Here is a 23,852-nt window from a genome sequence, read left to right as displayed (position 1 = left end):
CGGTCAGTTCAAACGTTGGCGGAAACGCGGCCCCATCACGCAGTCGCCATGCAGCAACAGCACCGCCACGCGCACGAACTCCTCGATCTCCGCCAGCGCGGTGTCGTCTTCGTCGGCGGCATCGAAATCATCGCTGGAGGCCTGCGCCAGCCGCGCCAGGTCCTGCAGGGCTTCTTCGCCCTCTTCGGTCAGTGCCGGGCGCTGCTTTGCAGCCAAGCCGAACCCGCCCAGGAAGGCACGACACCAGTCGAACAAGGCGTCGGTACGCGCCGCCAGCGGTGCGCCGTCGTCGATCAGCAGGAGCTCGAAGGCGAAATCGCGGTCTTCCAGCTGCGCCACCGTGGCCTGCCGCATCTGGTCCAGGGCGCCGCCCTGCTTGGGTGGTACCTGCGCCACGTCGGCCAGCACGTGCCCCAGCCAGTCGCCGCTGTCGGCGCCACCACCGGAGAGCCACCCGCACAACCCACCATGCAACTCCGCCGCAGAGGACGCCAGCGCCAACTGGCGACTCTCGTTTTGCACAGCGGTTACGTCAGGCAGATCCATCAGGTCATCCAGGCTAAGAACAGAAGGGGCCGGCACACCGGCCGGCGATCAGACTTCCCAGTGTATCAAGGCACCCCGCCCCGGCTGCTACTGCCGCGTTCCATGCAGCGTTCCACGCGCACGACGCCGGCTTAGCTCGAGCCAGCGCCAGCCCTTGTCGGGATTGGCCTGACGGCGGGTGAGCGGGCCGTGATCGCGCGCTTGACCGCCGCGCGCACGCGCCCCTATCGTGGGCGTATGGACAACGCTGCCGCCCTCGCCCAACTCCGCGCACTTGCCGCCCGCGTGGAGGCGTTGGTCGAGCGCACCCAACGGTTGACCGACGAGAACCGCAGCCTGCGTCATCAACAGGAGCAGTTGATCGGCGAGCGTGCGCAGTTGTTGACCAAGAACGAACAGGCGCGCTCGCGCGTGGAAGCGATGATCGTGCGCTTGAAGTCACTGGAGCAACACACGTGAGCAACAACGAGCCGGTCAGCGTGCGTATTCTGGATCGTGAATACACGGTTGGCGTTACCGCAGACGAACGCGAGAGTCTCACTGCTGCGGCACGCCTGCTGGATCTGCGCATGCGCGAGATCCGTGGCAGCAATCGCATGGCGGCGGTGGATCGCGTTGCAGTGTTGGCCGCGCTCAATCTGGCGCACGAATTGCAGCAACTGCGCGAACAGCAAGCGCTGTACGAGCGTGAATTGGCGAATACGCTGGACAACTTGAATCGCCGTCTCGACAGCGTGGCCGACACACCGCGTTGAGTGCAATTCGCACTGTCGTCGCAAATATGAATTTTCAATCGTGCCGACCGACGAATGGGCTAGCCATCGCGCAGCAGAGGTCTATACTTCACCTGCGTTCTCTGCTGTAAACGACAGCGTGCAAAACATTCGCCTTGTCCCTTAATTACGACCACGGGGGCGCGACGAAGCCGGGAGTGCAAGTCCGCCTTGTAGCGGGAAGCCCGATGGCCTCACAACGTCCCCACTTGAACCCCGGGTTCAAGGTCGTTTCGCCCGCATCGTTCATGGCGGAGAATGCAAATCTGAAACGGCGCCTTCGGGCGTCGTTTCTTTTTGCGTGTCTGAAACAATGCGTCATCCCTTCCGCCATGAGACACCCATGACCGACGACCGAGATGCATTGCGCCAGCAGTTGCGTGCGCAGCGCCGCAGCCTGCCGGCGACGCAGCGATTGGCGGCCGCCGATGCGCTGGCCGAGCGCTTGCTGGCGCTACCGTTCGCGCCGCAGACCGGTGCCGTGGCCGGGTATTGGGCGATGGATGGCGAAATCGCATTGCACCGGTGGCAACTGAGTCTGCCGGCCGGCGTGCGCTATTGCCTGCCGGTGCTGGACGGCCGCGTGCTGCGCTTCGCGCCGTGGCGGCCGGGCCAGGGCCTGGTCAGCAACCGCTACGGCATTCCCGAACCGGACGTGGAGCGCGCCGAGCTGCTTGCACCCGAGGAAATGGCATTGGTGATCACGCCGCTGACCGGCTTCGATGCGCAGTGCCGGCGGCTAGGCATGGGAGGCGGCTGGTATGATCGCAGCTTCGCGTTTCGGCATCGCCAGGCGCCGCCGCCCTGGCTGGTTGGCGTCGGCTTCGCTGCACAACAGGTTCCCGCCCTGCCCGCAGAATCGTGGGACGTGGCGGTGGATGCCGTCTGCACCGAACGCGCCACCTTCCTGAAAGACGACACCGTGTCCGTATGACTGCCCGCAAGCGCTATTGGTTGATGAAGTCCGAGCCGGACACGTTTTCCATCGATGATCTGGAGCGCGTCGGCACCGAGCCGTGGAACGGCGTGCGCAATTACCAGGCGCGCAATTTCATGCGCGACGGCATGCATGTGGGCGATGGGGTGTTCTTCTACCACTCCAATTGCAAGGTGCCGGGGATTGTCGGCATCGCCAAGATCGCCAGCGCGGCCTACCCGGACGACACCCAGTTCGACCCCAAGTCCGATTACCACGACCCCAAGGCCAGCCGCGAAGACCCGCGCTGGATGCTGGTGGACGTGTCCTTCGAGCGCAAACTCAAGCGCACGATTGCGCTGGACGAAATCAAGCAGCAAGCCGATGCGCTGGGCGAAGGTTTCCCGCTGATCGCCCGCGGTAACCGCCTGTCGATCCTGCCGGTGACCGCCGCGCAGTGGAAGCTGCTTCTAGCAATGGAATAGCCGAGATTGGGGATTGGGGATTCGCTCGATGCCCGCCGCCCGCTTTGCACCGCTCTTACAAATCCCAAATCCCCAATCACTAATCCCGAGCCCTCAAATGTCCGAAGCAAAACGCCTGGCCGCCGAAAAAGCGATCGATTACGTGGAAGACGGCATGATCGTCGGCGTGGGCACCGGCTCGACGGTGGCCTACTTCATCGACGCACTGGGCCGCATCGGCCATCGCATCAAGGGTGCGGTGTCCAGCTCCGAGCAGAGCAGCGCGCAGCTCAAGCGCCACGGTATCGAGGTGCTGGATCTCAATCACACCGGCAACCTGTCGCTGTATGTGGACGGCGCCGACGAGTGCGACCCGAACCGCTGCCTGATCAAGGGCGGCGGCGCGGCGTTGACGCGCGAGAAGATCATCGCCGAGGCCAGCGAGCGCTTCATCTGCATCGTCGACCCGAGCAAGCAGGTGCCGGTGCTGGGCACCTTCCCGCTGCCGGTGGAAGTGATTCCGATGGCGCGCAGTTTGGTGGCCCGTCAGATCCTGGCGCTCACCGGCGGCCAGCCGGTGTGGCGCGATAACGTGATCACCGACAACGGCAATGTGGTGCTGGACGTGCACAACCTGCAGATCACCGACCCGGTGGCGCTGGAGCGCAGTTTGAACCAGATTCCTGGCGTGGTCTGCGTGGGCCTGTTCGCGCGTCGCCCGGCCGATGTGGTGATCGTCGGTGGCGAACCGCCGCGCGTGATCTAAGCGGTGACCTGCGTGCGTTCGCGCGCGCATTTCCGGCCTGCGGCGCGAAGCCACTGCGGGCCGGCCACCTACTGCACGCAATGACCGGCCCAACCCACCACGCCGGCTTGACGCACGCGGCCGCTTGGCAGATGGTGCGCCATTCCCGTCAGTTGGTACGCCGCATGCGCCATGTTCGCTTTCTCGCCCTCGCCTGTCTGATCCTGCTGAGCGGCTGCGCCAGTGCCGGCAGCACGTGGGTGGAACTGGCCGGCACGCGTTACCAGGTGGAACTGGCGCAGAACGACGCCGATCGCGCAAAAGGCCTGATGTTCCGCGACGCAATGCCGGACGATCACGGCATGCTGTTCATTCACGACCGTCAGGAACCGCTGGCGTACTGGATGAAGAACACCAAGATCGCGCTGGATATCCTGTATTTCGACAACCAGCGCCGACTGGTGTCGCAGCAACGCGACGTGCCGCCGTGTTCGGCCGGCGATGCCTGCCCGCCCTACCCCAGCAAGCAGCCCGCCCGTTACGTGCTGGAGCTCAATGCCGGCCAAGCCGCCAAGCTCAATCTGCAGGACGGCGCCACGCTGAACTTCAGCCCGGACATCCCGAAGCTCAAGTAAATCTCACACCACAGGCCATTCCTGTCAGGAAGTACCGGACTTGAACCACGCGCCGCTTGCCGACACTCTTGGCAGCATGGTCGACATGCTCCCACTTCCCCATTGGACCGCGCTCGCCAGCCTGGACGACGACGCGGTGCCGTTGATGTCCACCGCGCTGCTGATCGCGCGCGACGAGTATCCGCAGCTGGATGCCGAGCTGTACGACACGCTGGTGCAGAGCCACGTGGAGCATCTGCGCCGTGAAGTAGAGGCGATCGACCTGTGGCCGCTGAAGATGGCCGCGGTGAATCGCTATCTGTTCGACGAGCTGGGGTACTCGGGCAATCACGACGAGTATTACGACCCGCGCAACAGCTACCTCAATCAGGTCTTCGAGCGCCGCCTGGGCAACCCGATCTCGCTGGCGATGGTGCAGATCGAAGTCGCGCGCCGGCTGGGCATTCCGCTGGCGGGGGTGTCGTTTCCCGGGCATTTCTTGGTGCGTTTGCCGGTGGACGACGGTGTGCTGGTCATGGACCCGTTCAACGGCGGTCGCCCGCTGGGTGTGGACGAGTTGCGCGAGCGTGCGCGTCCGCATCTGGGTGGCGAGGTTCCCGACGACCGCGCCCTGGCGCAGATTCTCGACCCGGCGCCGCACCGCGCGATCCTGATCCGTATCCTGCGCAATCTGCACGGTGTCTACGCCGATGCCGAGCACTGGGACCGCGCCGCCCGTAGTGCCGACCGCATCCTGAAGCTGGTGCCGGATCAGCCCGAAGCGCTGCGCGACCGCGGCATGGCCTATCTGCATCTGGGCCACCGCAACGGCGCCCGCCACGATCTGTCGCGCTATCTGGTGCTCAATCCCGGTGCGCAGGATGCGGGCAATCTGCATGAGCATCTGGTCGAGCTGAACGGTCAGCGCGCGCACGCGCACTGAAATCACCGCCAGCTGCGCGTGCGTCGGCGTCGCGCGAGCGGGCACAGGCGAGGTTCTGGCGCGAAAAACGCAGTCACTCAACTGCACTGCAAAGCGCCTCAGCCGATCTCGATCATCTCGAAGTCGTCCTTGGTCACGCCGCAATCCGGGCAAGTCCAGGTCTCCGGGACGTCTTGCCAACTGGTGCCCGGGGCAATGCCTTCTTCGGGGATGCCGTCGGCCTCGTGGTAGAGAAACCCGCAGACGACGCACATCCAGGTGCGGTAGGTGGTCGTGGATGTCTCGCTCATCGGATAATCGCGGTCACGCAACGGTGGGACTGCATTGTCCCATCCCACCCACCGCTTCCGGAAGCGCTGCCATGCCCGACCTGCACAACGCCCGCGGCGTCTACCTGATCACTCCAGACGAGCCCGACACTGCGCGCCTGCTCGCGCGTACGCGACCGCTGCTGCCTGCCGTCACCTGGCTGCAGTACCGCAACAAGCAGGCCACCGCGCCGCTGCGATTGGAACAGGCCAGCGCGCTGCGCGAGGCCTGCGCCGCGCACGGTGTGCCGTTGATCATCAACGACGATGCGCAGTTGGCGTTGCAGGTGGGCGCGCAGGGCGTGCACCTGGGCGAAGACGATGGCGAGGTGGCGGCGGCACGCGCGCTGTTGGGCGCGCAGGCCATCATCGGGGTGTCGTGCTACGACGAGATCGCGCGTGCGCAGGCGGCGGTGGCGGCCGGTGCGAGCTATGTGGCCTTCGGTGCGTTCTTCCCGACCACGACCAAAGTGACGACACGTCGCGCCTCGCCTGCGCTGTTGCAGCAAGCCGCTGCGCTGGGAGTGCCACGCGTGGCGATCGGCGGCATCGCGGCTGCGCAGGTGCCGGAGTTGGTATCAGCAGGCGTCGAGTTGATTGCGGTGGTTAGTGGCGTGTACGCCGCGCCGGATCCGGTCGCAGCAGTGCAGGCATATCGGGCCGGGTTTGCGCAGTAGCGCTGCTGGCAGACGACAGAGTTGCCGGCGACACGTGCTGTCCAAGACGCAGGATGCAAGACCATCAAGATTTCGAGTCGTAGCAATGTTTGATGCAGTCGCAAGCTCAGGTCAAAAGCTTGGTTGGTCGAGGGCGCGGTGCCCTCACCGCTCGCGGGACACGCCGTAAATCCATCCGTGGAGGCTCAGTGGCGGCATCCATGCCGCCACATGGTCCCGCAATCGGTGAGGACACCGCACCAGAGAGTTTCCTGGCTGCTTTGTTAAAAGCCATGCGCACCGACCAACTCGACTGGTCCTTGCCCGCCCACCGTCGCGGGACCTTACGCGGCATGGATGCCGCGTAAGAGCTTACAAGGACGTACTTGCAGCGTGTCCCGCGATGGTGGGCGGGTAAGGACCCTGCAGCAAACGCAAAGAACTCAAGTGCGCGCTGCTCTCGCCCCTCGGGGGACACGCCGTGACCCCGTCCCTGGGGGCTCAATGGCGGCATCTTTGCAGCCAACGGTCCCGTAATCGGCGAGGAAACCGCACCAGACAGTTTGCTGGTTGCTTGAAAACATGCACACCGACCATCTCGACTGGTCCTTGCCCGCCTACCGTCGCGGGACCTTACGCGGCATGGATGCCGCGTAAGAGCCTACACGGACGTACTTGCGGCGTGTCCCGCGATGGTAGGCGGGCAAGGGCCCTGCAGCAAACCCGCATATCAGCGGCTCTACACCTGATCTATCCGCATCGTCCAACCCACTCAAGACAACCGAATGATCGAGTCGTCGCGTCGGATAGATGCAGGCAAAAGCTCAGTGGGCCGAGGGCGCGCTGCCCTCGCCGCATCAGAGCGTTGGCCGTGACCCGGTAAAAAGTCGCGCGGGTCGCGCGCCTTATTCAGACGATTGAAGCTGGTTAGAGCCCCATCGCTAAAAAAAAACAGCGACGCGTGCCATCACGCGTCGCTGCCGGTTTTGACTCCGTCGCCCAACGCGATTAGAAGTCGTAGCTCAGCGTCACCCGGCCGGAGCGCGGTGCCTGATAGGCGACGACCTGATCCCACAGCGGGTTGGTGGTGTTGTCGGGCAGCTGCGAGAACGGATAGATGTTGGTCGCGGTCTGCTCGTTGGTGATATTGAACACGTCGAAGCGTAGTGCCAGCTTGCCGGCGGCGAATGCCGGCTTGTAGGTCACCCCCATGTCGAGCTGCGCGATCCAGCCCAGACGCCCCTGCGAGCCCGGAGGCGATGCCACGCCGGTGCCGGTTTCCGGGTTGTAGCAGTAGTGGTACGGCCCGCCGGTGATCGCGCTGCCACCGTAGCCGGCCGGATCCGTGCCGGGGTAGTTGTCACCGTAGTAGTTGCCCAGGCAGTTATGCGGCGCGCCCGAAATCAGGCTGAAGTTGGCCGACGCACCCCATTGCGGATTGAACTGGTAGAAACCGAACAACTTGAGCTGATGGCGGTGATCGTTGGATTGATCGCCGTTGAAGTGTTCCATCAGCGCCGCGTGGTCCCAGCTCTGCGTGGTGGAGACCGAGGCCTGGCCCTGATAGCTGCCCAGTGCCCCGCCGGTGCGCCACAGATCCGAACGCACCTGACCTTCGGTGGTGCCGTAGCTATGCGACCAGACGTAGTTGACCTTGGCATACCACTTGCCGTCGAACGGGCGCTCCAGGTTGAACTCCACCGCCGAGTAATTACGCTTGAACTTCGGGAAGCCCGCAGCCTCGCGGCTTACCGCCACTTCATGGAACTGACCATCGGTGCCGATCACGCCCCAGGTGTTGGTCTGGCCGGGATTGATCAGCGATGCACCGGCAACCTGCGAGAAGTCGATGGTCACGCCCTGCGCGGCGGCGGCAGCGATCAACGCAGTGTTGGAGACGTCGTAGTTCTGATCATCGATACCCGCATTAAGGCGACGATGCGTGCCGCGCACGCCCAACACCCAGCCGGTGTCCAGCTGCTTGGTGAAACCAAGGATGACCTCGTCCTGGTTCTCGCCTTCGATGTCCTTGACCACCGCGGTACGTACATCGGCGATGCGACCGAAGCGCGAGTTGGCCGACACCGCCGAACCCAGCTGCTGCGCCACGATCGGCGTGCCATCGGCATTGATGCCGCTGTAGGTGAAATAGGTATCGGTGGTGGTGGCCGGGGTGAACAGGCTCACTGCCGACAGCGGTAGGCCCAGGTAGTAACGGCCGATGTTGCCGAACACCTTCAGGCTTGAATCGCCGTTGACGTCCCAGCTGAAGCCCAACCGTGGCGCCCAGGCATTGTCCACTTCGATATAAGGATCGCCAGACGGGGTGTAGTTGGTGAATTCGTCCTTGCGCAGGCCGATGCTCAACAGCAAATTATCGGTGACCTGCCACTTGTCTTCGATGTAGTAGGCGCGTTGCTTGGCCTCGTACGAATACAAGCTGGTGTTGATATTGCGCACCGCGTAATAGCCGCTCGATCCGTTGACCGGATCGACCAGGCCCGGGCTCGGCGCACCGATGCCGCCAGCTTCGTTGGCAGACTGGCTGACCAGTCCACCCGTCAGGAGGCCATTGGGATCGTTGGTCTGACCATAGGTCCACGCAAAGCCGGGGCCGGAAAGCACCGAGCCGACATCGATGCCTTCGGACTTCTGGTTATCGATACCGAAGTTGAGCGTGTGGTGGCCGATGCGCCATTCCAGATTCAAGCGCTGATTGTCCTTTTTGTACTCGCGGTCGGGCGAACTGACCGAGGTGACCAGCTGACTGCCGATGCGCGGTGTGCCGCCGGTATAGGCCGGATTCTGCAATGCGGCGCTGTTGATGACCGGGCCACCCGCCGCGTTGTAGTTGAAAGGCGTCAGCTCGTCGGGCGTGCTCATCTTGCCGTACAGCGCGGTCACGGTGAGGTTGTCGTTGAGATAGCCGGTGTACTTGCCGGTGAACAGAGTCGGGCCGGTTTTCCAGGTGGATTCGTCGGTGAAATAGCTGCCGCGCGTACGATCGACATAGTTGTAGCGATAGATGGAGCCGTTGGTTTCGGCCTCGTCGCTGGCGCCGGTCACCTCGATCAGGTGATTGTCGGTGATGTTCCAGTCCACCTTGGCGTACCAGCGCTTCTGCTTGTAGTCGTAATCGGTGAGGCCACCGGTACGGCCGTTGTCGGTATCGCGATTGGTGCCGACGCGCACGCCGTCCGAATCCACCTGCTCGGCCGCCAGGAAGAAGAATAGCTTGTCCTGGATGATCGGCCCGCCGACATAGGCGCTGTAGGTGGTCTGGTTGGCTTCGGCCTCGCTGGCCGGCTGGTACAGGCCGTTGGCCGAGCGCGCATAGCGATAGGCGGCGTTGTTGACGGTGCTGGCCTGCGCATCCGGGCGCCAGTAGATATCGCGCTGATTTGCGCGCAGGCCGTTCGGCTCCCAGATGACCGCTGCGCCGAACTTCCACTCATTGGTGCCGCGCTTGCCGATCTGGTTGATCACGCCGCCGTTGGCGCGGCCGTATTGCGCGCCGTAGCCGCCGGTGAAGATTTCCTGCTGGTCGATGGCGCCGTACGGCAGGGTCAGACCGCCAAGATTGTTGCTGATGGTGGTGGTGTTGAAGCCATTGAGGTAATAGGCGTTTTCGCTGGCGGCCGAGCCGCCGAAGCTGGGCAGCGAACCGCCGAGCGGGCCGTTGTCGAAGCCACCGCTGTTGACCACCACGCCCGGCGCCAGCAAGGCGATGGCTTCGGCGGTGCGGCCCAGCGGCAGTTGCTGCAGCTGCTCGGCGGTGACCACGGTGCGCGTGTCCACGCTGCTGACGTCGATGGTGGTCAGGCCTGCGGCGGTAACGGTGACGCTATCCAGCGTCTGCATACCGCTCCCCGCAGCGGCGGCGAACGACACATCGGTGTTGGCGCCAACGGTGATCGCGACGTTTTCGCGGGTTTCCACCGCTGTGCCATCGCGCTTGACCGTGACCTTGTAGGTACCCAGCGGCAGATTGCCGGCGGTGTAACGGCCGCGCGCATCTACCGGCACCTCGCGGGTGAAACCGCTGTTGTTTTCCACCAGCACGCTGGTGCCGCTGCTCTGCCCCACGCTGCCGACGATGCTGCCACTGGTGGACTGCGCGTGGACGCTCCCCATCGCCACGACCAGCGCCAACGCCAAGACACGCTTCTGGATACTACGGTTCATGCTTTCTCCCCAAGTCTGGAACTGTCGGCAACGCGACAAAAATGAACGGCGCCAGTGGCTACCGGAATCACACTTTCTGAACATCCGGATCGAAGTGCCAATGACCACCCGCCATCAGCTCATGCCCCAAACCATCGATACCGTCCCGTTCGATCATAGGCAGCTGCGTTGCCCTACCCGCCTGCTCCGACGGGTAGGCAGGCACACGGTGGGTAGGCGGATAGGGGGCGCAAGCCTGACAATGGCGCGTGCGCTGCCCGTGGTCGGGCAGCGCCGCCCCATCGGCATCACTCAAGGATCCACGCGCATGAACCACTCCCGCTCCCACGCCCTGTTCGCCCAGGCGCAGACCCTGCTGCCCGGCGGCGTCAACTCCCCGGTGCGGGCGTTCAAGTCGGTGGGCGGCGAGCCGTTCTTCGTGGCGCGCGCCGATGGCCCGTATCTGTATGACGTGGACGACAACCGCTACATCGACTACGTGGGCTCGTGGGGGCCGATGATCGCCGGCCACAATCACCCGGCGGTGCGCGAGGCGGTGGAGCGTGCGATCCGCGATGGGCTGTCGTTCGGTGCGCCGTGTGCGGCCGAAGTGACCATGGCCGAGACGATCAATCGGCTGGTGCCCTCCTGCGAAATGGTGCGCATGGTCAATTCCGGCACCGAAGCCACGCTATCGGCGGTGCGACTGGCGCGCGGCGCCACCGGGCGCAATCGCATCGTCAAGTTCGAAGGCTGTTACCACGGCCACGGCGACTCGTTTCTGGTCAAGGCCGGCAGCGGCATGCTCACTCTGGGCGTGCCGACCTCGCCCGGCGTGCCGCCCGGCCTGAGCGAGCTGACCGCCACCCTCACCTTCAACGACTTCGAAGGCGCCACGGCGCTGTTCGACGACATCGGCGCCGATGTGGCGGCGGTGATCATCGAACCGGTGGTGGGCAACGCCAACTGCATTCCGCCGCAGGCCGGTTATCTGCAGCACCTGCGCACGCTGTGCACGCGGCACGGCGCGCTGCTGATCTTCGACGAAGTGATGACCGGATTCCGCGTGGCGCTCGGTGGCGCGCAGGCGCATTACGGGGTGACCCCGGACCTGAGCACCTTCGGCAAGATCATTGGCGGCGGCATGCCGGTGGGCGCATACGGCGGCCGGCGCGACTTGATGGAGCAGATCGCACCCTCCGGCCCGATCTACCAGGCCGGCACCTTGTCGGGCAATCCGGTGGCGATGGCGGCGGGCCTGGCGATGCTGGAGCTGGTGCAGGAGCCCGGCTTCCACGCGCGCCTGAGCGCGCAGACCAGCGCGCTGTGCGAAGGCCTGGAAGATGCCGCCCACGCGGCCGGCATCGCGGTCACCACCAATCAGGTCGGCGGCATGTTCGGGCTGTTTTTCACCGACGAAATCGTGGAGAGCTACGCGCAAGCCACCGCCTGCGATATCACCACCTTCAATCGCTTCTTCCACGCGATGCTGCAGCGGGGCGTGTATCTGGCGCCATCGGCGTACGAAGCCGGCTTCATGTCCAGCGCGCACGACGCTGCGGTGATCGAAGCCACGCTTGCAGCGGCGCGTGAGGCATTTGCGGAAGTCGCGAGCTGAGGCGCATTCATGCGGGTCGCTGCGGGATTCGATTTGCGCAGTGGCCACCGCAAACTTTGCTTTTGTCTTGTGGCTGTCATACCTTTCTGAAAGGTGTCCACGGACGGGCATGGGTGGGGACCCTCGAAGCAGCGGATGTGTCGTCGTCGCCGGTCACGGTGACGCCTGGTGCGTAGCCGCTGTTTCATCACGATCTGCAGTGCGTCGAGTCGGCGCGCTGCCGACGCTTGCCACGGCCGCCCTCGCCTCATGCTCAAGCCTGTTGCGTTGCTTACTCCGCGCCCGTCACCGTCGCGCGATTCCGTTCTTCCCGATTGGCTGCTTGCCAGCAAGCTGGAGCCGCCGCTGTCGCGCCCTGGTGCGGTGGTGCGTGGCGCGTTGCTGGCTGCGCTGGATCAGGCGCACGCCCGCCCGCTCACGCTGTTGCTGGCACCGCCAGGGTTTGGCAAGACCACCCTGCTGACGCAGTGGCATGTGCAGCTGTGCGCGCGCGATCACGCCGCTGTGGCGTGGCTGTCGCTGGATGAAGAAGACGCCGACCCCGCGCGCTTCCTCGGCCATCTGGCCTTGGCGCTGCAGAGCGCAGGGGCGGATCAGGCACTGTGCGCAGCGGTGCTGCATAACCGCGATCAGGACCCGCGCGAGGCGGTGACGGTGCTGATCCGCGCGCTGCGCGCCGCACCACGGCGCATCAGCGTGATTCTCGACGACTACGACCGGCTCGGCAGCGGCATCGTCGACGAGCTGGTGTTGCGCCTGGTCGAACACAGCGGCGGACGTCTGCACCTGTTGCTGGCTACCCGACGCATACCGGCGCTGCCATTGGCGCGTCTGGATCTGCAGGCGCTGCTCAGCCGCGTGGGCAGCGCGCAACTGGCGATGGACGAGCGCGAAGCGCAGGCATTGCTGGGGCCGCAGGTTCCCGCGCCGGTCGTGGAAGAATTGCTGCGTTACACCGAAGGCTGGCCGGTGGCGCTGCATCTGGCGCGGCTGTGGCTGGAAGGCGGCGCGCAACGTCAGCAGGAAGTGGCCGCGCGTTTCTCCGGGCGCAGCGCGCAGATCGCCGCGTACCTGGCCGAGCAGGTGGTCAACGATCTGGATGCCGACACGCGCGATCTGTTGTTGCGGACCAGTGTGCTGGAGCGCGTCAACGCCGCGCTGGCCGATGCGGTGCGCCAGCGCGACGACAGCGGCCGGCTGCTGGCGCGGCTGGAACATTTCCACGGCCTGCTGGTGCCCATGGATGGCGAGCGCGAGTGGTTTCGCTATCACCCGTTGTTCGCCGACTTTTTGCAGCAGCTGCTCGATCGCGAGCATCCTGGCCAGGCCATGCAACTGCATCAACGTGCCGCGCGCTGGTTCGGCGATCATCAGTATCTGGCCGAAGCGGTGCGGCACGCATCGCGCGGCGATTGCGGCGACCTGGCGGCCAGCTACATCGCGCGCGCCGGCACCTGGCAATTGCTGCTGACCCACGGCACGCATGCAGTGCGCGCGCTGCTGCGTCACTTCGAACACCGCACCATCCGCGACACCCCGGCGCTGAATCTCACTCAAGCGCATCTGCATGCGAAGCTTGGCGAATTCAGCCACGCGCGGTTGTTGCTGGAACGTTTCCGCGACTTTCCCGCTGCACTACGTGAGCCCTTGCAGCGCGATTACACCGTGGTGGTGGCGGCACTGCGCGATCGCCTCGATGAAATCTGCGGCAATCCGCATGGCCTGACCCAGATCGCCGCACAAGCCTCCGCGCTGGACGAAGACGACCATCTCGGACGCGGCATGCTGCTGTGCATCTGTGCCACCACCGCCATTGCGCAAGGCGCCTTTGTACTAGCCGAACGCTATGCCTTGAACGCACGCGATGCGATGCAGCGTGGCGGCAGCGAACTGGGTGCGAGCCAGGCGCTGTTGTCGTTGGGCCAGAGTTTTTTCTATCGCGGTCGCCTCAGCGACGCCGAAGCCTGTTACCAACAGGCACTGAGCGGCTGCGCCCGCACGCCGCAACTAGATCGCGTGCTGGAAGCAGCCGCCAACTGTCTGCTGGCGCAACTGCATTACGAACGCGGGCATCACGACGATGCAGCCGATCTGCTGCATCCGGCGCTGGAATTGCTGGAGCAACACGACGGCGGCATGGACGTGCTGGCCGCCGCTTACGACACCGCACTGGGATTGGAGCGCGTGCGCGATCACAGCGGGCGCAGTGCCTTGGCGCTGCTCGAGCACATTGAACAGATCGCGCATGGGCGCAAGCTGATGCGGCTATCGGAACTGGCCGCAGCCTGGCGCCTGATGCTGTTGCTGGAACATCCAGGCAATGCCGCCATCGACGTCCTGATCGCGCGTACCGGCGGTGAATCCGGATTGGCGCATACCCTGCGCTCGGCGCACCGTTGGCGCGACCGCGCGGCGATGGGCTTTGCGCTGGCACGCTGGCATCGCCTGGCAGGGCGCAGCAGCGCGGCGCTGACCATCCTGGGCCAGATCGAACACGCCTGCCTGGCCAACGACAACCTGTGCCACCTCGCCCGCACCCGTGCGCGCATCGCCCTGGTGCTGCAGCAGCGCGGCGAACTGGTCGCCGCCCTGCCGCATCTGTACAGCGCGCTGGATCATGTGGCGCTGACGCAAAGCTGGCAGGCGATCGTCGAACTCGGCCTGCCGGCCAAGGCGATGCTGCGCTCGCTCCGCCAACACGACCCGCATACCGTGGGCGGCACCACGCGTGCGCTCACCATTCAAGCCTTGCTCGAACGCCTCAGTGGCGACGAAGACCCGGCCGGCGATATTTTCAGCGAACGCGAACTGGAGGTGCTGGCACAACTGGCGCGTGGTTATTCCAACAAACAGATCGCACGCTGTTTGCACCTGTCGGAAAACACCGTCAAGTTTCATTTGAAGAATCTCTATCGCAAGCTCGACGCGCGTAGTCGCGAAAGCGCCCTGGCGCAGGCGTTGCAACGCGGATTATTGCGGGCGGTGGATCCGCATGCCGGCCCGGATGCGGCGCCGAACTGATCCGAGTGCGCGTATCACGGCCTGCGCTTGACGCGCATGTGCATGCGTTGCGACATCGCCTGTCAGGCGATGTCGCAGACCCCATCAGCCAAAACTCAGCGTGCCTTTCATCATTGCCCAATGACCCGGAAATGAGCAGAAAAAGGTGTAGTCGCCGCCCTTGCTCAACTTGCTGGTCGCAAAGCTCACCGTGGTGCTGTCGCCGCCGCCGATGACCTTGGTATGCGCGATCACGCGGGGGTCGGCTTTGGGTAGATAGCTGTCGGCGATGCTGGAGCGTACGCCAGCATTGGCGACGGCTTGAAAATCGGCGGCCTTGGTCAACACCCAGTTGTGGCCCATCACCGTGGCGGCCATCTTGCCGGAGTGCTTGAGGGTGAGGTCCACCTGCGTGCAGTCGGGCGCCAGCTTGATCGCGCTCTGGTCGAACTTCATCTGATCATTGCCGGTGATGGTCACCGCGCAGGTACGCGCCCATGCCGAAGGTGCCAGCAGCACCAGTCCAAGCACCGCAATCGTCGAAAACAGCTTCAAAGGAACACTCCTGCGATAAAAGATGCGCGACGCCCAGCGCGCCTGGTCACCCCAACGCGTTCGCATGCGCCGGTGTGACCAGAGTAACGCCTCATGCGTATCGGAAAAAAGCATCCATCGGATCCTGCACATCGGCGGTGGCTTCCGTCAGCGGCAATGGGCCGCGCTTGCCGGCCATCACCTGCACGAACGCCTGCTTGAAGCGTGCCATCTCCGCTTCGGTGCCAATCGTGATCCGCGACCAGGTCGGCCACACCGGCCAGCTGCGGCCGATGAACACGCCATGGGTGGCCATGTCGTCCTTGAAGCCGGCAGCCGGGCGCTTCACATCGACCATGAAGCAGTTGCTCTCCGATGCGGTGCAGGCGTAGCCCTGCTTGGCGAGAAACGCCATCACATCCTTGCGCGTGGCCGCCGTGCGTGCGCGGCGCTGCGGCACCAATGCCGGATCACGCAGGCTGGCCAGGCCTGCAGCAGCGGCAGTCACCGGCAGGCTGTTGACGCTGTAGAACATCAGCTTGGCCAGCAGGTCCGGGCGTGCAGCTGCATAGCCCAGGCGAATGCCGGCCATGCCGTAAAGTTTGGAGAAGGTGCGCAACACCACCACGTCCTCGCCTGCGGCAACCATGTCGACCACGCTGCTGGTGCTGTGCGCAAAGTGGATGTAGGCCTCGTCCACCACCAGCACGCTCCCCTTGGGCTTGTGCGCCAGTGCGTAATCCAGATCCTTGCGCGCAGTCACCGAGCCGGTGGGGTTGTTGGGATTGCAGATGTAGATCACGCCCGGGCTGGCGTCGGCGGCGCACATCGCCTGCACGTCGTGCGAGAAGTCCTTGCGCAACGGCACCTTGATCAATTTGGCGCCATTGCGGGTGGCGGCGCGCCAACCGGATTCATAGGTGGGATCTGCGGTGACGAGCGCGGCGCTGGGCGAGGTGAACGCCAGCATCGTGTAGTCCAGCGGCTCGGTGGAACCGGCGTAGGCCATCAGGTGATTGACCGGCAGCTTGAGCTCGGCGGCCAGGGTATTCATCAGTTCCATCTGCACATCGCGCAGGTAGCGCCCACCTTGCGGTGCGATCTGTGCGATGGCCTTGACCGCTGCCGCCGATGGGCCATCCGGGAATTCATTGGAGCCGATCATCACCGGCGACAACGCGCTCGCCGGTGTCGGCACGATGGCGGCGGAGCGTTCGGCGGCGCTGGCCAACAGCGGCAGCGCACTCGCGCCGGCAGCGCCGGCAAACAGCGCGGAGTCACGGAGAAACGTGCGGCGCGAAAGAGCAGTTTTCATCACAACCTCCAACAATATGGCAATGCGGATTCAAGGACGAACGGCGACCACTTCGATTTCCACCCGATACAGCGGATTGCCCAGCGCGGCGATCTGGAATGCAGAGCGCGCCGGCAGATTGGGCTGCTCCTTGGTGCCGAAGAACTGACGGTAGCCTTCCATGAAACCGTTGAAATCCATCTTGCCGCCCATCGCCGGGTCGCCGACCAGAAACACCTGCATCTTCACCACATCGCCCATGCCCAAGCCCAGCGCTGCGAGTTGCTGCTTGATCTGATTCAACACGCTGACCGTCTGCGCCTTGGTGTCGCCATACGCAGCAGCCGAGTCTTTCGGTGCGCTGGTGTCCACCACGGCCGGCACCTTGCCGCTGACGTAGACGGTGGCCTTGCCGGCGGGAATTTCCACCGCGGCAGCGATGGGGAAATCGCTATTGGGAATCTTGTGGCGGATCACCTCTGCAGCATGCGCGGTGGTGAGACCTGCGGACCACAGCATGGCGGCGGTGAGAACGGCGGTCACTGGACGGAACATGGCAACTCCTTGCATGAGTAGAGACAAAGGGAAAATCAGTGGCGCAGCAATTTGACGTCGTCGGCGGTGACGACCTCGGCGTGATCGTTGCCGAAGTGGGTGCGCACATAGCTCACCACTTCGGCCACCTGGCGGTCGTTGAGCATCTCGCCGAAACCCGGCATGCCGGCGTGGCCGTCGAGCACCATCATGGTGACGTAGGGGCCGGCGGCGAGCTTGGGATTGCCTGCAAGCGCGGGGTATTCGCCCGCGCCTTGTGCGCCGCGCCCGGCCGGCATATGGCAGCCCTGGCAGATCGCCTGATAGACATCCTGGCCGGATGCCTTGGCAAACCCTTGTTGCGGAAACAACTGCGTGGCATCGGAACTCTGCGCCTGCGCGTTGTACGCGCCCGGTGGCAGCAGCAATGCAGCCATCGCAACGGCGAACGTGGCAGCGGCCAAGCGTGACAACAGGCTCATGCGCGCCCTCCTCCGGCCAGCACTTTGCGATGCAGACGGCCCACGACATCGTGCGCAGACAGAATCGCGCCTTCCTGCCAGGCCGGAATATAGGACACGTGCTCACCGGCCAGCGCCAGGCGCCCGTCGATATGGCACAACGGCGTGTAGTGTTCCGCACGTGCCTGCTCGGTCCACATGCCGAAACAGCCATGCGTAAACGGCACGCGGTGCCAGCCGACCGAAATGCCGTTTTCGAATTCGCGTGGATATTGCGGATGCAATTGCGTGCCGTATTCGACCGCCTTGCGCACGCGCTGCTCCGGGGTCATCGAGGTGAACTGGTAGGCATCCAATCCCCACACATACGCACCGAGCAACACGCCCTTGCCGGGGCTGTGATAGTTGGTGCTGGGATAGCTGATCAAGGTGATCGGCAGATCGGTGTAGCTGATGCCGCCGTAAATGGCTTCGTCCTCTTCCCAGAAGCGGCGCTTGAATTGCAGGCCCACTTTCACCGATGCCGCATACGGCACCTGGCCGATCGCGGTGGTCATTGCGTCGCTGGCGGTGACCGGAATACGGCTGAGCACCGATAACGGAATCGTGCAGATGCACCAATCGGCACTGGCGATGCGTTCTTCACCACCGTGCGCGGCATCCTGCCAGGACACGCGTACGCCGCTGCCGTCCTGATCGATCTTGGTGACCTTGGCGTTGTAGGTGATGGCATCGCCGAGCTGGCCCGCGAACGCCTTGCCGATCTGGTCCATGCCGCCCACCGGCTGGAACATGGTGGTCTGCATTTCGTAGTTGTTGCCGGCCGCCAGCGTGGTCCACAGCCGCGAGCGCAACACATCCTGCACGCTGAAAGGATCGGAGAATTCCGGCTTGCCGGACAGACCGCCGCCGGGATAACGCGCAAAGCCGCGGCGCTCGCTGCTGTCCTTGCCTTTGACGTAGCCGAACTTGTGATCCAGCGCGCCCCAGGTGCGCAAGGACTCCAGCAACACTTCCTGGTCTTCGCGGCTCACGCTCTTGTCCAGGGCCTGCTGCTGCGTGCACTTGGCCAACAACTCGGACACGTGGCCTTTGTAATCGGCATCGATGGCGCGAAAGCGCTGCGGTTTGCCGCCGAAGCCCTTTTCGCTATGCAGCAGCGCGTTGTAATTGACTTGATTAAAGGCTTCCAGCGCCACGCCGAATTGCTTGCAGTAACTCAGCACCGCCTTGTGGTGATGCGGAATGCGCCACGGCCCGGGATTGAGATACAGCCCCTGGTCGAACTGGCAGTGTTGCGTTGCCCCTCCCAGTTCGGTGTAACGGTCGCCGCCACGCAGCGTCCAATTGCGGCCGCCGGGGCGGTCGTTGTATTCCAGCAACTGCACGCGATACCCGGCCTTGCGCAGTTCGAAGGCCGCCGCCATGCCGGCCAGCCCAGCACCCAAAATCAGCACCGAGGCGCCCTTCGGGTCGCCATCCAGTTGCAGCGGCCCTTTGAAATTTGATTCGGCTGCCATGCCCAGGCTGCTCATCGCCTGATACATCATTGCGCCGCCAGCGGTCATGCCGATGCGCGCCAGCAATTGCCGCCGCGTCATCGCCCCAGAGTGGTTGCCTTGCATCAACGCGTAGTCCTTGCATGTCATGGATCGAGTACGACCGACAAAACCAATGGCGCGGCCGGCAGCGACGCCGGCCGCATCACTGGCTCAGAACTTGTAGGCCAGGCTGGCGAACAACTGGCGTGGTGCGATCAACTGATACGAGCCGGAGCTTTCGTTCGGGAACACCGCACCGATCGCATCGTCCTTGTCGAACAGGTTGTAGACCGACAACTGCAGTCGCCCACCGGCAAGAAACCCTGCATCCTCGCCCTGATAACCCACGCTGCCGTTGACGATGAAGGTGGCATCCACCTGATCGGTGTTGAGCGTGTCGCCGTAGCGCTTGCCGGTGTATTTGGTATCGAGGTTGACGAAGAAATGTTCGCCTTCCCAACCGCCGTTGACGCTGAACATCACCTTGGGCGAGTCCGGCACTTCGTTGCCTTCCACCTGCACCAGATTGCCGCTGACCGGGCCGAAATAGTTGTCCTGGAATTCGGATTTGTTCCAGGTCAACGAGGCGCCCAGCCGCCAGCCCGGCGCCGGCTTCCACATGCCGGACACTTCCGCACCATAGGTCTGCACGTCGCCGACATTGGCGTAGACGGTGGGTGCCACCACCAATGGATCCGGATCGGTCAGCGCGATGATGCGGTTTTCGTAATCGATCTTGTAAGCGGCGATATAGCCGCTCCACTGGCTGGATTCGGCGCGGATGCCGATATCGATGTTGGTGGATTCTTCGGGCGCGATATCCGGATTGAACGCACCGGAGGTCAACGCCAGCCGCGGGGCGGAGCTGAAGTTTTCTGCGTAGTTGGCGAACAGTTGCACGCCTTCGGCGAGCTGGAAGCTGGCGCCGACCTGCGGCTGGAACCAGTCGCTGTTCTTGATAGTGACATCGCGCCGCACACCGACATTGAAATCGTCCAGATTGGCGATGCCATTGTAATCGCGCTTGACATCCAGGCCCTTGGCGCCGAATTCCATCGTGAGCCGGTCATCGAGCAGACGCAGCGTGTCCTTGATGTAGAGCTGCTTCACCTCGGTGGAGAAGTGGTTGTCGTAGTAGATGACGATCGGCAGCGAGCCCTTCAGCAACGCGCCAGTGGCCGGGTCCAGGTTGTACAGCGGGCGCACCTGATCGAAGTCGTAATTCTCGTACCAGGCGCCGACTTCGAGCTTGTTGTGCTCGGTCTCCCACGACACTGCGGTGGTCACACCATAACGATCGCCGCCCATGATTTCTTCGCGCCGGGTCATCGCACCGACGTTGGTGACATTGCCGTTGGCATCGACAATCTGGGGGTCGTTGATGGCGATATCGGTACGCCCCGGCGTGCCGGCGATGGCATCGTTGTATAAACCGGTGGCGGTGCTTGGCGGGGTGCCGCCGACGCCGTAACCATGCTTGTTTTCGTAGTAGCCGGTGAAGGTGAAGCCGATCGCATCGTTGAACAGGAAATCGCCGTGCAGGCTGAGCAACGAATCGCGTCGACCGTTCTGCCATTCGCTGTAGTGCTCTGCATCCACTTCCGGATTACCGGTGATGCGTTCGTGCAGATCCCACGCCACCGAGCCGTCGGAGTTGTACGACTGCACGTCGTAGTCCTTGCGGTTGTTGTAGATCCAGCCCAGCGTCAGGCTGCCCGCATCCCAGGCCTGGCGGATCTTGGCTTCGAAGTGGTCGCTTTTTTGCGTGGCCGGTTCCATGTCCCACACCCCGCCCTGCGTGCGCGATGCGGAGAGGTACGCGCTGGGGCCGCCTTCCCACCAATCCGGCGTATCCAGGCGCACGAAGCTGCGCACCAGATCGTCCGAGCCGATGGTCTGGGTGAGATTACCGCTCCAGCTATCTCCCCCCTTCGGCGGCAGGCTGGTGTAGCGGATCGCACCGCCGAGTGCGTGATACGAGGGCTGGGTGACATCGCCGGAACCTGCCGACACGGTGACGTCGAGCAGGTTCTCGCTGGACACGTAACGGGTGATCGGCCCGCCTTCGCGGGTGTCGAAGGTTTCGATCGGGATGCCGTCCAGGGTCACGCCGATCTGGTTGGCAGAGAAGCCGCGGATGGTCATCGAGTCGCCGAACTCGTACAGCCCGAACGGATCGGTGGTCTGCACATTCACCCCGGGCAGGCTCGCCAGTAACTGCTGCGGCGCCACGCCGGGCACCTGGGCCTGGATTTCGGCCACCGAGATCGACGCGGTCGTGCGTGTGGAACCGGTGCCCACCACGCTGACCGCATCGAGCGTGCGCGCTTCCTGTGCCAGTGCGGGCAGGCTGTGTGCGCCGGCCAGCAACAAGGTCATCGAGGCAAGCGTGTGGCGACGCGTGGCGGTGGTGAGAATGGCGGCGACCGAGACCGCCAGCTGATCGGTTTTGAAGCGCTTAGGCATGCAATCGACCCCTGGATGCGTGTGGCGTGCTGAGTGACCGGGCCGCTCCCCCAGACCGGCTGACACCGCAAATGCGGCATGCATCGACCATAACCAGCGCAGTTCCGCCGCAAGTGCCGCGCGGAGGGTAGGGGCGGCGCGGGTGGGTAGGTTGCTGCCGAATTCAACGATCTGAATACGTAATGTCCCCACCCACCTGCATGCATCCGGTCATACCAGCTCTCGCATGCTTGCCATGACGTCGCAGATCGACAACGCTGCGCAGCCGCATCACGAGTCCGCGCATGCCGCTTGCAGCACCCTCTCTGTTACTGCTCGATTTCGATGGCGTATTGGCCAGCTACTCGCGGCCGCGCCGCGTGGCTGCACTTGCTGCAGCAGCTGCCTGCACGCCGCAACGGGTGCAGCAGGTGTTGTTCGAGCAAGGCCTGGAGCGTGCCTACGATGCCGGCGCGATCGACACGCAGGACTACCTGGCGCAGTTGAGCGAGGGGCTGGCCGGCGTAATCGATCGCGCCACCTGGATCGACGCACGCGTGGCGGCATGCCGCGCGGACCCCTCGGTGGTAGCGCAGGTGCTGGCGGTATCGGAGACGACGGCCGTGGCGGTACTCACCAACAATGGGCCGTTGATGGTGGAGGCAATCGAGCGGATCGTGCCTGCGCTGTTTCCGTTATTGCAGGGCCGCGTGCTGTGCAGCGGCGCACTCGGCGGCCGCAAGCCCGACGTGCAGGTGTATCAGCGCGCGCTTGCACAGCTGGACGCCACTGCCGCGCGCACCTTGTTTGTCGACGACCTGTTCGTCAACGTGCGTGGCGCGCGTGCAGCCGGCCTGCACGCGGATACGGTGCGCGATGGGCGCGCCTTGCGGCGGGTGTTGAAGCGGTATGGGGTGGCGTAGGAGAGCCGGGATTCGAGATTGGGGAATCGGGAATCGCCGGCGGATCTTCCTCCGTCATCTTGGCCGGCGCGGTGCCGGCCACGATGGCGCAGAAAGCGCAGCTCTGCATCACTGCTGCGCGACGTACTCGGCAATCGCCAGGCGCAGACGTTCCAAACCATCAGCCAGCTCGGCATCGGTCAGATTGAGGGCCGGCACGAAGCGCAACACATCCGGCCCCGCCTGCAACAACAGCAAGCCATGCTTGGCTGCAAAATCCAGGATCGCCCCGGCCTGCCCGGCATGCGCCGGGGCCAGCACTGCGCCCAGCATCAAGCCGCGCCCGCGGATTTGCGCAAACACGCCGAACTCGTCGTTGAGCGCGTCCAGACCGGAACGCAACGCAGCCGACTGCCGCGCCACGTTCTCGGCGATCTGCGGCGATGCCAACTTGCGCAGCGCCACACGCGCCACCGCCGCGGCCAACGGATTGCCGCCGAAGGTGGTGCCATGCGCGCCGAACTGCATGGTCTCGGCCACCTTGGGGCCGGCCAGCATCGCACCGATCGGGAAGCCGCCACCCAGCGCCTTGGCCAGCGTCACGATGTCCGGGGTGACCTGCTCCTGCCAGTGCGCAAACAGCGTGCCGGTACGGCCCATGCCGCACTGGATCTCGTCCAGCACCAGCAGTGCATCGTGCTGATCGCACAGCGCGCGCACGCGGCTCAGAAAGCCCGGCTCAGCCGGCATCACTCCGCCCTCGCCCTGAATCGGCTCCAGCATCACCGCAGCGACATCGCCGGCCGCCATGGCCGTTTCCAGTGCCGCCACATCGTTGAAATCCACATAGCGAAAGCCGCCGGGCAGCGGCTCGTAGCCTTCCTGATACTTGGGCTGTGCGGTCGCAGTGACCGAGGCCAGGGTGCGCCCATGGAAGCTGCCGCGGAAGGTCACGATGACGCGCTTGTCGGCCGGGCGGCCCTGATTGCTGGCCCACTTGCGCACCAGCTTGATCGCCGCCTCGTTGGCCTCGGTGCCCGAGTTGCAGAGAAAAACCTTCTGCGCGAAACGCGAAGCAGTGACCAGTTCCTCGGCCAGCTTCAGCGGCGGTGCGCTGAAGAACACGTTGCTGGTGTGCCACAGCTTGCCGGCCTGCTCGGTGAGCGCTGCCATCAGATCCGGATCGTTATGGCCGAGCCCGCTGACCGCGATGCCGGCGGACAAATCCACATATTCGCGGCCCTGGTCGTCCCACACGCGACTGCCCTGTCCACGCTCCAGCACCACCTGGCGCGGGCGGTAGACCGGCAGGTAGTAATGCGCGAGGGACAGGGGCGAATCGGCAGCGGTGCTCATGATGGTGGGTCGCAGAAGCGGAGGGAGAACCCGCATTC

At 64.4% G+C, this 23,852-nt stretch carries 21 protein-coding genes and 1 other RNA gene; 12 read left to right on the top strand and 10 right to left on the bottom strand.

What is annotated here, in order from left to right; all coding sequences use genetic code 11:
• Nucleotides 1–3: 3 nt before the first annotated feature.
• Nucleotides 4–546 carry a YecA/YgfB family protein gene (locus tag FFY45_RS01905; RefSeq protein ID WP_006451375.1) on the bottom strand — a complete coding sequence of 181 codons (543 nt, stop codon included), beginning with the start codon at nt 544–546 and terminating at the stop codon, nt 4–6.
• Nucleotides 547–783: 237 nt separating this feature from the next.
• Here FFY45_RS01905 and FFY45_RS01900 point away from each other — a divergent pair, with 237 nt between their 5' ends.
• The 8 genes from FFY45_RS01900 to FFY45_RS01865 all read left to right on the top strand — a co-directional run bounded on the left by FFY45_RS01900 (nt 784) and on the right by FFY45_RS01865 (nt 5,001).
• Complete coding sequence (locus tag FFY45_RS01900) at nt 784–1,005, top strand: TIGR02449 family protein (protein WP_011038363.1); 222 nt, start codon at nt 784–786, stop codon at nt 1,003–1,005.
• Entirely contained in the window at nt 1,002–1,301 is a 300-nt protein-coding gene (locus FFY45_RS01895; protein WP_006451377.1) for a cell division protein ZapA, read from the top strand. The genes FFY45_RS01900 and FFY45_RS01895 overlap by 4 nt, the downstream gene beginning before the upstream one ends.
• A 95-nt stretch (nt 1,302–1,396) precedes the next feature.
• Nucleotides 1,397–1,581: non-coding RNA, 6S RNA (gene ssrS / locus FFY45_RS01890), on the top strand.
• 81 nt (nt 1,582–1,662) lie between these two features.
• Nucleotides 1,663–2,253, top strand: a complete 591-nt coding sequence (locus FFY45_RS01885) for a 5-formyltetrahydrofolate cyclo-ligase (RefSeq protein WP_176339160.1) — start codon at nt 1,663–1,665, stop codon at nt 2,251–2,253.
• Nucleotides 2,250–2,720: an EVE domain-containing protein gene (locus tag FFY45_RS01880; RefSeq protein ID WP_074058189.1), complete on the top strand. Its 471-nt coding sequence runs from the start codon at nt 2,250–2,252 to the stop codon at nt 2,718–2,720. Before FFY45_RS01885 ends, FFY45_RS01880 begins: the two co-directional genes overlap by 4 nt.
• A 97-nt stretch (nt 2,721–2,817) precedes the next feature.
• Entirely contained in the window at nt 2,818–3,465 is a 648-nt protein-coding gene (rpiA, locus tag FFY45_RS01875) for a ribose-5-phosphate isomerase RpiA (RefSeq protein ID WP_176339158.1), read from the top strand.
• Between the two features lie 164 nt (nt 3,466–3,629).
• On the top strand, nt 3,630–4,079 hold the full coding sequence (locus FFY45_RS01870) for a DUF192 domain-containing protein (protein WP_176339156.1): 450 nt from the start codon (nt 3,630–3,632) through the stop codon (nt 4,077–4,079).
• 40 nt (nt 4,080–4,119) lie between these two features.
• Nucleotides 4,120–5,001, top strand: coding sequence for a SirB1 family protein (locus FFY45_RS01865; RefSeq protein ID WP_023904979.1), 882 nt, complete (start codon nt 4,120–4,122; stop codon nt 4,999–5,001).
• A 98-nt stretch (nt 5,002–5,099) separates the two neighbouring features.
• On the opposite strand, the gene FFY45_RS01860 is transcribed toward FFY45_RS01865, so the two are convergent.
• Entirely contained in the window at nt 5,100–5,339 is a 240-nt protein-coding gene (locus FFY45_RS01860; RefSeq protein ID WP_023904980.1) for a rubredoxin, read from the bottom strand.
• Nucleotides 5,340–5,362: 23 nt separating this feature from the next.
• Here FFY45_RS01860 and thiE point away from each other — a divergent pair, with 23 nt between their 5' ends.
• Nucleotides 5,363–5,986: a thiamine phosphate synthase gene (gene thiE / locus FFY45_RS01855; RefSeq protein ID WP_176339154.1), complete on the top strand. Its 624-nt coding sequence runs from the start codon at nt 5,363–5,365 to the stop codon at nt 5,984–5,986.
• 987 nt (nt 5,987–6,973) lie between these two features.
• Here the strand turns inward: thiE and FFY45_RS01850 are convergent.
• A complete protein-coding gene (locus tag FFY45_RS01850; protein WP_176339152.1) occupies nt 6,974–10,150 on the bottom strand; it encodes an outer membrane beta-barrel protein in 3,177 nt (1,058 codons plus the stop codon).
• Between the two features lie 307 nt (nt 10,151–10,457).
• Here FFY45_RS01850 and hemL point away from each other — a divergent pair, with 307 nt between their 5' ends.
• Together hemL and FFY45_RS01840 are read left to right on the top strand one after the other, a co-directional pair.
• Nucleotides 10,458–11,747, top strand: coding sequence for a glutamate-1-semialdehyde 2,1-aminomutase (gene hemL / locus FFY45_RS01845; protein ID WP_176339150.1), 1,290 nt, complete (start codon nt 10,458–10,460; stop codon nt 11,745–11,747).
• 249 nt (nt 11,748–11,996) lie between these two features.
• Entirely contained in the window at nt 11,997–14,768 is a 2,772-nt protein-coding gene (locus FFY45_RS01840) for a winged helix-turn-helix domain-containing protein (RefSeq protein WP_176339148.1), read from the top strand.
• A gap of 84 nt (nt 14,769–14,852) precedes the next feature.
• On the opposite strand, the gene azu is transcribed toward FFY45_RS01840, so the two are convergent.
• The 6 genes from azu to FFY45_RS01810 form a co-directional block, all read right to left on the bottom strand.
• On the bottom strand, nt 14,853–15,302 hold the full coding sequence (azu, locus tag FFY45_RS01835; protein ID WP_074058195.1) for an azurin: 450 nt from the start codon (nt 15,300–15,302) through the stop codon (nt 14,853–14,855).
• Between the two features lie 91 nt (nt 15,303–15,393).
• Nucleotides 15,394–16,596, bottom strand: a complete 1,203-nt coding sequence (locus tag FFY45_RS01830) for a pyridoxal phosphate-dependent aminotransferase (RefSeq protein ID WP_176339146.1) — start codon at nt 16,594–16,596, stop codon at nt 15,394–15,396.
• Nucleotides 16,597–16,626: 30 nt separating this feature from the next.
• Nucleotides 16,627–17,130, bottom strand: coding sequence for a RidA family protein (locus FFY45_RS01825; RefSeq protein ID WP_176339145.1), 504 nt, complete (start codon nt 17,128–17,130; stop codon nt 16,627–16,629).
• A 35-nt stretch (nt 17,131–17,165) separates the two neighbouring features.
• On the bottom strand, nt 17,166–17,591 hold the full coding sequence (locus tag FFY45_RS01820) for a c-type cytochrome (RefSeq protein ID WP_023904988.1): 426 nt from the start codon (nt 17,589–17,591) through the stop codon (nt 17,166–17,168).
• Nucleotides 17,588–19,195: a flavin monoamine oxidase family protein gene (locus FFY45_RS01815; protein WP_176339143.1), complete on the bottom strand. Its 1,608-nt coding sequence runs from the start codon at nt 19,193–19,195 to the stop codon at nt 17,588–17,590. The genes FFY45_RS01820 and FFY45_RS01815 overlap by 4 nt, the downstream gene beginning before the upstream one ends.
• A gap of 87 nt (nt 19,196–19,282) precedes the next feature.
• Entirely contained in the window at nt 19,283–21,577 is a 2,295-nt protein-coding gene (locus FFY45_RS01810; protein ID WP_176339141.1) for a TonB-dependent receptor, read from the bottom strand.
• Between the two features lie 284 nt (nt 21,578–21,861).
• Here FFY45_RS01810 and FFY45_RS01805 point away from each other — a divergent pair, with 284 nt between their 5' ends.
• Nucleotides 21,862–22,479, top strand: coding sequence for an HAD-IA family hydrolase (locus FFY45_RS01805; RefSeq protein WP_176339139.1), 618 nt, complete (start codon nt 21,862–21,864; stop codon nt 22,477–22,479).
• A 108-nt stretch (nt 22,480–22,587) separates the two neighbouring features.
• On the opposite strand, the gene FFY45_RS01800 is transcribed toward FFY45_RS01805, so the two are convergent.
• Nucleotides 22,588–23,814: an acetylornithine transaminase gene (locus tag FFY45_RS01800; RefSeq protein ID WP_176339138.1), complete on the bottom strand. Its 1,227-nt coding sequence runs from the start codon at nt 23,812–23,814 to the stop codon at nt 22,588–22,590.
• Between the last annotated feature and the right edge of the window lie 38 nt (nt 23,815–23,852).

Origin of the sequence: Xanthomonas hortorum (genome assembly GCF_011305375.1) — a bacterium.
GTDB classification, from domain to species: Bacteria; Pseudomonadota; Gammaproteobacteria; order Xanthomonadales; family Xanthomonadaceae; genus Xanthomonas; species Xanthomonas hortorum_E.
The sequence above is the reverse complement of the archived record's forward strand: the minus strand, read 5'-3'. Positions and strand labels throughout refer to the sequence as shown.